Genomic DNA, 1,117 nt, shown 5'->3' on the forward strand with positions numbered 1-1,117 from the left:
TTTAACCACTCAAAAACATTAAACATTTTAGCACTTGATTAGATAAACTTATCACCACAAGTTCTGAAGAGCCAAAAGTTGCACGGGAATGTTAGTTGATTATCAGTTATTTATTCGCGCTCCATGTGCGATTATCCTCAAGTGTATTTTGTGACAGCAATCTAAGTTTAGGCTCCCGCTTAAGCAAGGGGTAATCTACTAGCCACCTATCCCCCTTGTTCAAGGTAGAACTGAAAAAGTGGTTGTCGGTATTGTTGCGTAATTTTTGTGAACTTGAGAGCAATATTGCTGAGAAGCATTGCCAAAACAAGTCTTAGATTCAAAGTCAGCGCAACCGATCGTTTTCTCAGTACAAGTAACACAGGGTCGCACTGTATATTTGAGGCGGTAGTCATTAGTAAAAAACTGGCAATCTCAACAAGAAATTTGAGCCAAGTGCTTGATTTGATGGAGTCCTCCTCGCAATGCTACGGAAACACTCCACAAAAACAGAAACATCAAAGTGATACAGAAACAGTAGAAAAAGAGGCGTTGCTGATTTACGGTATGAAAGGCTAAATATGCAATTCATAAAAACCAGCGTCCACAAAGCTTCTGGATTTTAAATTTATTTGTTTCATACCCTGATTAAGCAACGCCGAAAAAGACTGTCATACGGTTATTGTTTCAAGCTTGAGCGCAATCTGAACGCGCTTGGTAGGTAAAAAATAGGAATCGTGTCCTCGATTTAGGGTAGAGGCTCCCGCGCAGAGGACGATGAGGCCGGCGTGGGCGACGTGGGTACCGAGCCAAAGGCCGGAAAGGTTGGTTAAGCGGGCGTTGCCCGCCCACCAGGGAAAGGATTCTCCTTCGGCGGGGAAGGATTTTTTGGCCATGCTTGTCACGACGATTTACCTCTGGAGTAAAGATGTCAGTGGAGTTTTAAGCGCTAGCAAGTTATTGATATAAATAATCAACAATGTTAGAAGTTTCGTCAAGGGGTATTTAATAAAATTTTTCACTAATTATAGTTCTGATATGTAAGTGAATAGTAAAAAAACAGGCTCTTCAGAACTTGTGGTGATAACTTTATCTAATCAAGTGCTAAAATGTTTAATGTTTTTGAGTGGTTAAATCT

General features: G+C 40.6%; 1 pseudogene. It reads right to left on the reverse strand.

The features are described 5' to 3' along the window. Nucleotides 1-692 precede the first annotated feature (692 nt). Nucleotides 693-875, reverse strand: a pseudogene (locus tag QUA40_RS28835) (hypothetical protein); the annotation flags it as partial. Nucleotides 876-1,117 lie beyond the last annotated feature (242 nt).

Source organism: Microcoleus sp. Pol11C3 (assembly GCF_036701485.1).
Classification (GTDB): domain Bacteria; phylum Cyanobacteriota; class Cyanobacteriia; order Cyanobacteriales; family Microcoleaceae; genus Microcoleus.